The organism is Wolbachia endosymbiont of Cylisticus convexus (assembly GCF_003344345.1).
Map to the genome: position 1 here is coordinate 1 of NZ_QPIP01000065.1, position 7865 is coordinate 7865.

7 protein-coding genes and 2 pseudogenes are annotated in these 7865 nt (G+C 35.5%); 3 read left to right on the forward strand and 6 right to left on the reverse strand.

Annotated features, from left to right (window positions below):
- The coding region (locus Wcon_RS06810; protein ID WP_147269168.1) for an ankyrin repeat domain-containing protein at positions 1-1910 on the forward strand (1910 nt) is incomplete at its 5' end.
- Here Wcon_RS06810 and sdhA read toward each other — a convergent pair.
- The 3 genes and pseudogenes from sdhA to Wcon_RS12545 all read right to left on the reverse strand — a co-directional run.
- Positions 1882-3687: a succinate dehydrogenase flavoprotein subunit gene (gene sdhA, locus Wcon_RS06815; RefSeq protein ID WP_114517679.1), complete on the reverse strand. Its 1806-nt coding sequence runs from the start codon at positions 3685-3687 to the stop codon at positions 1882-1884. The two genes, Wcon_RS06810 and sdhA, sit on opposite strands and share 29 nt — an antisense overlap.
- Positions 3688-3885: 198 nt before the next feature.
- The gene (locus Wcon_RS06820) at positions 3886-4173 is read right to left on the reverse strand and encodes a hypothetical protein (protein ID WP_237350094.1); all 288 of its coding nucleotides are present in this window, start codon (positions 4171-4173) and stop codon (positions 3886-3888) included.
- 27 nt (positions 4174-4200) lie between these two features.
- A pseudogene (locus tag Wcon_RS12545) lies at positions 4201-4296 on the reverse strand (zinc-ribbon domain-containing protein); the annotation flags it as partial.
- Between the two features lie 38 nt (positions 4297-4334).
- Between Wcon_RS12545 and dapD the strand changes: the two are divergent.
- On the forward strand, positions 4335-5237 hold the full coding sequence (gene dapD, locus Wcon_RS06825) for a 2,3,4,5-tetrahydropyridine-2,6-dicarboxylate N-succinyltransferase (RefSeq protein WP_237350093.1): 903 nt from the start codon (positions 4335-4337) through the stop codon (positions 5235-5237).
- Here the strand turns inward: dapD and Wcon_RS06830 are convergent.
- Together Wcon_RS06830 and Wcon_RS06835 are read right to left on the reverse strand one after the other, a co-directional pair.
- Entirely contained in the window at positions 5178-5459 is a 282-nt protein-coding gene (locus tag Wcon_RS06830) for a DUF2610 domain-containing protein (RefSeq protein WP_114517681.1), read from the reverse strand. The genes dapD and Wcon_RS06830 overlap by 60 nt on opposite strands.
- Entirely contained in the window at positions 5460-5852 is a 393-nt protein-coding gene (locus Wcon_RS06835) for a hypothetical protein (protein WP_179947498.1), read from the reverse strand.
- Between the two features lie 82 nt (positions 5853-5934).
- On the opposite strand from Wcon_RS06835, the gene Wcon_RS06840 reads away from it, so the two are divergent.
- On the forward strand, positions 5935-6954 hold the full coding sequence (locus tag Wcon_RS06840) for a class I SAM-dependent methyltransferase (protein WP_114517683.1): 1020 nt from the start codon (positions 5935-5937) through the stop codon (positions 6952-6954).
- A 96-nt stretch (positions 6955-7050) separates the two neighbouring features.
- On the opposite strand, the pseudogene Wcon_RS13060 reads toward Wcon_RS06840, so the two are convergent.
- A pseudogene (locus Wcon_RS13060) lies at positions 7051-7204 on the reverse strand (IS3 family transposase); the annotation flags it as partial.
- Positions 7205-7865 lie beyond the last annotated feature (661 nt).

Here is a 7865-nt window from a genome sequence, read left to right on the forward strand (position 1 = left end):
CAAAGCATAAGCGTGAAAGACCGAGAAGTCGAGATGGAACGCTCAAGGAGTGCAAAAGATTATTTGAGGAAGGTGCTAGTCCTGAAGTATTAACAAAATTAGAAGAATCATTTAGAGAACAAGAAAAATATTATAGGTATTATGTCCAATGCTTCCTTCCAGTTCTAGGTGAAGCAATAGAACGATCGAAAAAAATATCAGACGAAACAAAAGAGCAAGTAATTTCTGAAGTCACTAAAAGTCATTCTAATAAAAATCGCAAGGACAGTGAGTCAGAAAGTGGCTACGGTAGCGATTTTGAAGATGAAGTAAATGAAGTAACGGATAACGATGCTCAACTACTAAAAGCAATCGAAAATGGAAATAACAGAAAATTTAGAAAATATCTAAAAAATTGCACAAATGTCAGTGGCATAACAGATGAAAAAGTAAATAATATTTTACATCTTATTGCATCGCTCAAAAAGAAACAAAAGCTTAAGTTTCTAGATACCTTGATAAAAATAGCTAACGAGAAAAATTTAGTACAACTTGTTGATAGTGAAAATCAAGAAGGAAAGACTCCTTTTCAGGTAGCACTAATTAACAAGATAATAAAAGGGAAACATGATTCTCACACAATCCAAGATAACGATAACACACTTAAGTTTCTTACAAAATTGCTAGAGTATGGAGCCAGCTCTGACAATTTAGGATTATCTACAAAAGAATTACAATACTTAAAAGAAGAGCAAAAGACATACTATTGTGATTTCTTAGAAAAATTAGCAAAGTCAGTAAAGAAACCTGAGTTAAAATCAGAAATAAGAACAAAAATTAAAGAAATTATACCACATACCATAAATACTCCAGATAGTAATGATAATTATCAACTACATTTAGCAATCAAAGATAAAGATGAAAAATCTTTTAAGGAATTATTGAAAAAAGGAGCAGATATTAACCTTAAAGATGCAAATGGCAATAATGCTTTACACCATATTGCCTTGCTGAGAGAGAAGCAAAAAGTTACATGCTTGAAATTAATATCAGCCTTAGTAAAAGAAAGAAAAATATCTGAAGATAAATTAGATGAAGCTATAAAAGCAACTAACAGGCAAGGCAATACACCTCTAGAATTAGCACTAAAGAAAAAAGCAGAAAAAAAAAGTATCGAATACCTATCGCAAGAAACAATTTTTGATTTAGCAACTAATTATGATAATACAACAAAGTTTTGTGCAGCATTATTACAAAACGGTGCTAACCCTGATTCTTTATGGTTAGAAGATCCAGAATTCCATACTAAAAAGTACTATTTAACTTTACGCGATCTAAAAGATTGTTCAAGTACTCCACAGAAAGCACAGGAGAAAGCTAAAGAACTAAAAGAGAAGCTTGAGGAAAAATACCACTGTGGAACTGCTTCGAAAAAATGTCAATCAGGCATTAAAAAGCTAGGTTCTGGTGTAAAAAAAGGAGTATCTGCTGTATGGAAATGCATTGATCCGGGCAGGAGAGCTAGTGTATTGTTAGCAATCACAGTAGCAACTACTATTATTACAATGGTAACACTTTCTTGCTTTCAAGGACAAATTGCAATTGGAGCAGCGTTACCCATCATAGCTATAACAGGAGTGGTCTGTCTGATATTCACTTTGGGACTTAGCGGCATTAGGAAGTCTGTTAAGGAATTAACCAACGATAAGCAAAGCCGTAAAGATGATCACCTAGCTGCAAAACAACCTGAAAATATTACTGAACAACAAAATTTAGCTAACAACTCAGCAGAGCAAGAAGTACAAAGATCGTCAAATCAATCGGAGCATACAGAAAGCCCAGCTACTCAAATGAGCTATGTATCAATACTACGTCAATTTATAAATAAACCAGATGGGTTGACTAATAAATTCTCCTTTCCGGGGCGATAAAATCAATCTCATCGCTCAAAGTTTTTTCAGCAACTTTTTTATAGTCAATTTCTACACTGACTTGGCTTTTCTCTTCTTTAAACCATGCCATAGTATGCTTCATCCAGTTTTTATCATCACGCTCAGGAAAATCTTCACGAGCATGAGCACCTCTGCTTTCCTCGCGATTAGCTGCACATTCCATGGTAATAACCGCTTGTGGAATCATATTGGCAAGCTCCAACGCTTCAACCAAATCACTATTCCATATCATACTACGATCTTCAACTGCAATATTAGGCATCATTTTTGCTACTTCTTTTATAGCTTTTTTACCTTCTTCTAAAACTTCAGCAACACGGAATACTGATGCATATTTTTGCATAGTGTGCTGCATTTCACTGCGTATTTTTGCTACTTTGAGCCCTCCAGAAGCAAATCGCATTTTATTAAATCTATCTACTATCCAGTCTGTGCAGTCTGAATGCAATTTTTTATGCGGTGTATCAGGTTTCAATTTTTCTCTTGCTCTGAGCGCTGCAGCCCTACCAAAAACCACAAGATCAAGAAGCGAGTTAGAACCAAGTCGATTTGCACCATGTACAGAAACACATGCCGCTTCTCCAATTGCAAACAGTCCATTCACTACTTCTTCCTTACCTTTCTTCAGTGTAATCACTTCTCCATGATAGTTGGTTGGAATACCACCCATATTGTAGTGAACAGTTGGAACAACAGGTATCGGATCTTTAGTAACATCAACTCCTGCAAAGGTTTTTGCTGTTTCACTAATGCCTGGCAATCTGAGTTTGATCACTTCTGGATCAAGATGCGATACATTCAAGTGCATGTAATCCTTCTTCGGCCCAACTCCCCTCCCCTCTCTAATTTCAATTGTTATTGCGCGACTTACCACATCACGAGAAGCCAAATCTTTTGCCTTTGGTGCATAACGTTCCATAAACCTTTCACCCTGAGAATTAATGAGGTATCCACCTTCACCGCGGCATCCTTCTGTCATCAAGCACCCTGAACCATATATTCCTGTTGGATGAAATTGCACAAATTCCATATCTTCAAGTGGCAATCCAGCTCTTACCACCATACCATTACCATCACCTGTGCAGGTGTGTGCACTTGTTGCAGAAAAATAAACACGTCCATAACCACCTGTCGCTATTACCACCGAATGTGCACGAAATCTATGTAATGTTCCATCACACAGCGACCAGGCAAGAACTCCGCAGCATGCTCCTGTTTCACTATCCATAATTAAATCAATCACAAAGTATTCAACAAAAAACTCAGCGTTGAATTTGAGACATTGCTGATATAGAGTGTGAAGAATTGCATGCCCAGTCTTGTCTGCTGCTGCACAAGTACGCTGAGCTGATTTTCCTTTACCAAAGTGAGTTGTCATTCCACCAAAAGCACGCTGGTATATTTTGCCATCTTCCGTACGAGAAAAAGGTACGCCAAAATTTTCAAGTTCGATAACAGCTTTGGCAGCATTTTTACACATATACTCTATTGCATCTTGATCGCCAAGCCAGTCTGAACCTTTTATTGTGTCATACGCATGCCAGCGCCAATCATCTTCAGCAATATTGCTCAAAGCTGCACTAATTCCGCCTTGTGCTGCAACTGTATGACTTCGTGTAGGGAAAATCTTAGAAATGCAGGCAACCGAAAAATTAGTTGCAGCCATTCCAAGTGTTGCTCTAAGCCCTGCTCCACCTGCACCTACTATCACCACATCATACTCATGCTCTATGATTTCATACGCTAACTTATCCATATTCACTTATTTTATCATCACAGGCTTATAATATCACAGAAGCAGGAAAAATCTATAGAAGTTTTCTAAATGTAAGCTTCTGGAACAAATCTAATGTTACATAGTAAACGATGTCATAACAACCATAGGGCGTCATTCCAGTGCGCGACAATGAGAAATAAGGTAGCTACTTGCATGACATTGATGACTTATGCCTATTCAACTAGATCTAAAATTAGATAGGAAAAGGTAACCTTGATAAAACTCATTGACAACAAGTTCTCTCGCATTTGAGCTTTCCGTTTGCACCTTTTTGTACCCTAATTTATGGCCTATTGAATCTTTATATGCACTAACTGTTTTATATATCTTACTTACCTCTCCTGGAAAGATACCACCAACAATTATAACGCATAATCCTGCAACCACTGCAAAAGCTAGAGTTAAACTTTGTCTCCAGCTAGCTTTTTTTTCTTGTGCGTTAGCAGAGCACAATTCGCCTGACATTTCTTTTAGATACTCATGCCACATGTGATTGCAGTTCGTACATTTCACCTTCCTTCCAGAAAAACCTATTTGCTCACGAGATACTAAGTAGGTTTTAGTACAATTATGACATTGTATTTTCATAGTGCTTACGTATAAAATAATATAAATTTGATATCAATATGTATATAATAAATAAAAAATTTGCAACTAAAAAATTACAAGATGAGATAGAAAATATTTGGAAAGATAAAGAAAAACTTAACGACTGTAATCTAAAAAAAGCAGCAAGATTAATAATCAAAGAGGTAATTGAGTTACTTGATAGTGGTAAAATTAGAGTAGCAGAAAAATTATCAAGTGGGGAATGGGTAGTACATAAGTGGATAAAGCAGGCAATATTATTACATTTTCTCACTGAAGAAAGCAAAATAATAGACAATACCAATTGCTGGTTTGACAAGATCGGTAGCAAGTTTAGTGAATGGAATGAGGAGAAATTTTACCAGTCAAAAATTAGAGCAGTCCCTGGGTGTTTTGTCCGCCAATCTGCTCACATAGGTAAAAATGTTGTTCTAATGCCAAGCTTTATCAACGTTGGTGCATATATTGATTCTGGTACAATGATAGACACCTGGTCAACAATTGGTAGTTGTGCACAAATAGGAAAAAACTGTCATATTTCCGGTGGAGTGGGAATAGGCGGAGTTCTTGAGCCCATTCAAGCTTCTCCGGTTATTATAGAGGATAATTGCTTTATTGGAGCGCGCAGTGAGGTAGCCGAAGGTGTTATAATAAGAGAAGGATCAGTCCTTGGCATGGGTGTGTTTATTGGGGCATCAACAAAAATTATTGATAGAGAAACAAGCAAGATATTTTATGGTGAAGTGCCACCTTATTCCGTAGTTGTACCAGGATCTACTCCACCTAGAAATAATATCTCAACCTATTGTGCAGTTATAGTAAAAAAAGTGGACGAGAAGACGAGATCAAAGACTTCTATAAATGAAATATTGAGAATCTCACTACTTGCCGTCATTTTTTTTATCATTATTACTAACTACAGTAATGGCATATGCACATAACTCTGAAAAAGAGACTCCATTTTCTTGAGATAACTTATATAATTTTTGCAGACTTTCTTTGACTTTATTAGGTATGTTTCCTCCACGCTCCTTTGCAAGCCAGGAATCTTGATGGTGAATTGGATGAGTATCACCCTTTGGATTTCCTATGTATATTGCGAAAGGCGAACTTTGCCCTTTGAAATCACACTGCACAGTAAACTTTTTTATAGACTCAGCCATTTAAAGACCTCTACTTTTCTTTTTGACCGATCTCATCGCAGGTGAAAGAGGTGGTTTTTTGATAAAATCTTGCCCATTGAAAACACCTTCTTTGCCTTCTAAAGCTCGATGAACATCAGCTCTGCTCAATTGTGACTCTTTTGCTACCCTCATTCCATGCTTTACCATAATATTAGCACATGCTAGCACTTTTTTTACTAATTCTAGATCACCATTTAACATTCGAACTAGCACTTGAAATATTTCTGCTAAAGTTAACCCATCAGCACCTACAACCTTATTTTCTACAAAATTGATAGCTTCTTTAAATCTATATTCGATACCATCATCTTGAGGTATAAGGGTAACATAATCCGTATCTTGATTGTCCATAACCGAAGCACTACTACTCATACGTTTTTAAACTTATATTATATATATAAATACTCCACTATTTTATATTATGGCACGCTATAGTTAAACATTTATTAATAATATGCTCACTTATATACACGAATTAATTGATAAAAGCCAAGGATCAATATCCATCAGTGATTTTATGAACGCTGCTCTATATCATAAAGAGTACGGCTATTACATGAATAAATTACCACTTGGCAAAGATGGTGATTTCATTACTGCATCTGAAATTAGTCAATTGTTTGGTGAAATAATTGCAGTTTGGACAATGCATACATGGGAAAAACTAGGAAAGCCATCAAAATTTTCTCTAGTTGAGCTTGGGCCAGGTAAAGGAACACTCATTCACGATGTAATAAGAGTCACTAAAAAATATAGCTGTTTTTTTAGCTCAATGGACATTCACCTAATTGAAATAAGTCCTATTTTACAGAAAACACAAAAGGAAAAATTAAAGGGATTAGATATTAACTGGCACACAGATGTCAACAACTTACTAAATCAGCCAACTATTTTTTTTGCAAATGAGTTATTTGACGCCCTTCCAATTGACCAGTTCGTTTATCGTGATGGACAGTGGTATGAAAACAGAGTGACAAAGCAGGATAATGGCTGTCTTTCGTTGTTACTTCAGTGCTCAGTGCCAATTACTGAAATAGGAAAAGGAAAACTTTTCAATGGTGCAGTGGTAGAAATATGTCCAGCTGGAATTGTAATATTAAAGAAACTTGAGAATAAGATAGTCAATAATGGAGGAGCTGCCCTGATTATAGATTATGGTTATGTATATCCTGAATACAAGAGCACTCTACAATCGATAAGACAGCATAAGTATACTAATTTTCTTGAAAATGTCGGTAATAGTGACATCACTGCACTTGTGAATTTTCAATCATTAAAAGATTCATTAAGGCACGTAAATTGTGAGATTTTGACTCAAAGAGAATTTTTACACCTTTTTGGTATAAAAGAAAGAACACAAACTTTGATGAAAAATGCAAGTGATGAACAAAAAAATAAGATCTTCAGTGAATTTCTAAGGTTAACTGAAAATATGGGTACTCTCTTTAAGGCAATGCTGATTCACCATTTGTAACCTTGTGTGGTTCTTACGTTAAACGTTTTGACTATTGACCTTACCCAGAAAAAGTAGAGAGGAAGTAAAGAAGTTTTTGCTATGAAAATAAAAAGTTCAGGAATGCAATGTAGAATGTCTACGCTGTTTATTATAAAAAATTTCTATATATTCAAATATTGCGGTGTTGTGCAGAGTGTTGTGAAGTATCAATGAGTATGAGTGAACTAAAAAAGCTCTCTGAAACAGCATTATCATAACAATAACCTTTGTCTAGAAATAATATTTTTTGTACTCAGTAAAAATCTCTAATTTTTAGAGGTGTATTGTGATCCTTGATCGCTATAAGCAGATTTGCGCCTATCAATAGCCATATCTATGCCTATCAACTAAATCTATTATTGCCAACCATCCTTCATTGGTTTTTATGTACCTAAACCCATATCTTGTTTGGTTGATCAGTGGTGAAATTCTGATTCAATATGTTATAACTCTATTTGTGGTTTTAAACCTTCATCTAAGCTTAGCTTGAATGCCATTTTTCTGCATAACATTGTTTTGATTTTACCTAAAGCCTTTAATTCAGTTTAGGAGCTCCGTACCTGCATTGTGATGCTTTTCTTTGTATGAGCTCTTCTCTTATTGTTTTTTTTCTGAGTAATCCATCTATACAAGCAGATACGTTCAAAAACCTTCATAATTCCCGTGTTTTATAGCAATTTTCATGTTCTTTTATAAAAACTCTTTTTGGTTTGCAAAATATCCCAGGGCTTTTTTTAAAATGTCTCTTTCTCTCGTTACTCTTGCCAGCTCTTTCTTTAAATCAAACTTTTCTTTGTCACAAGTTCCTTTTCCTTGGTTCCAGATATTGTATGTTTTTACCCACCTGCTTAGCCGCTAATACCCAAATCTCTTCCTATTTTTGCTGATGA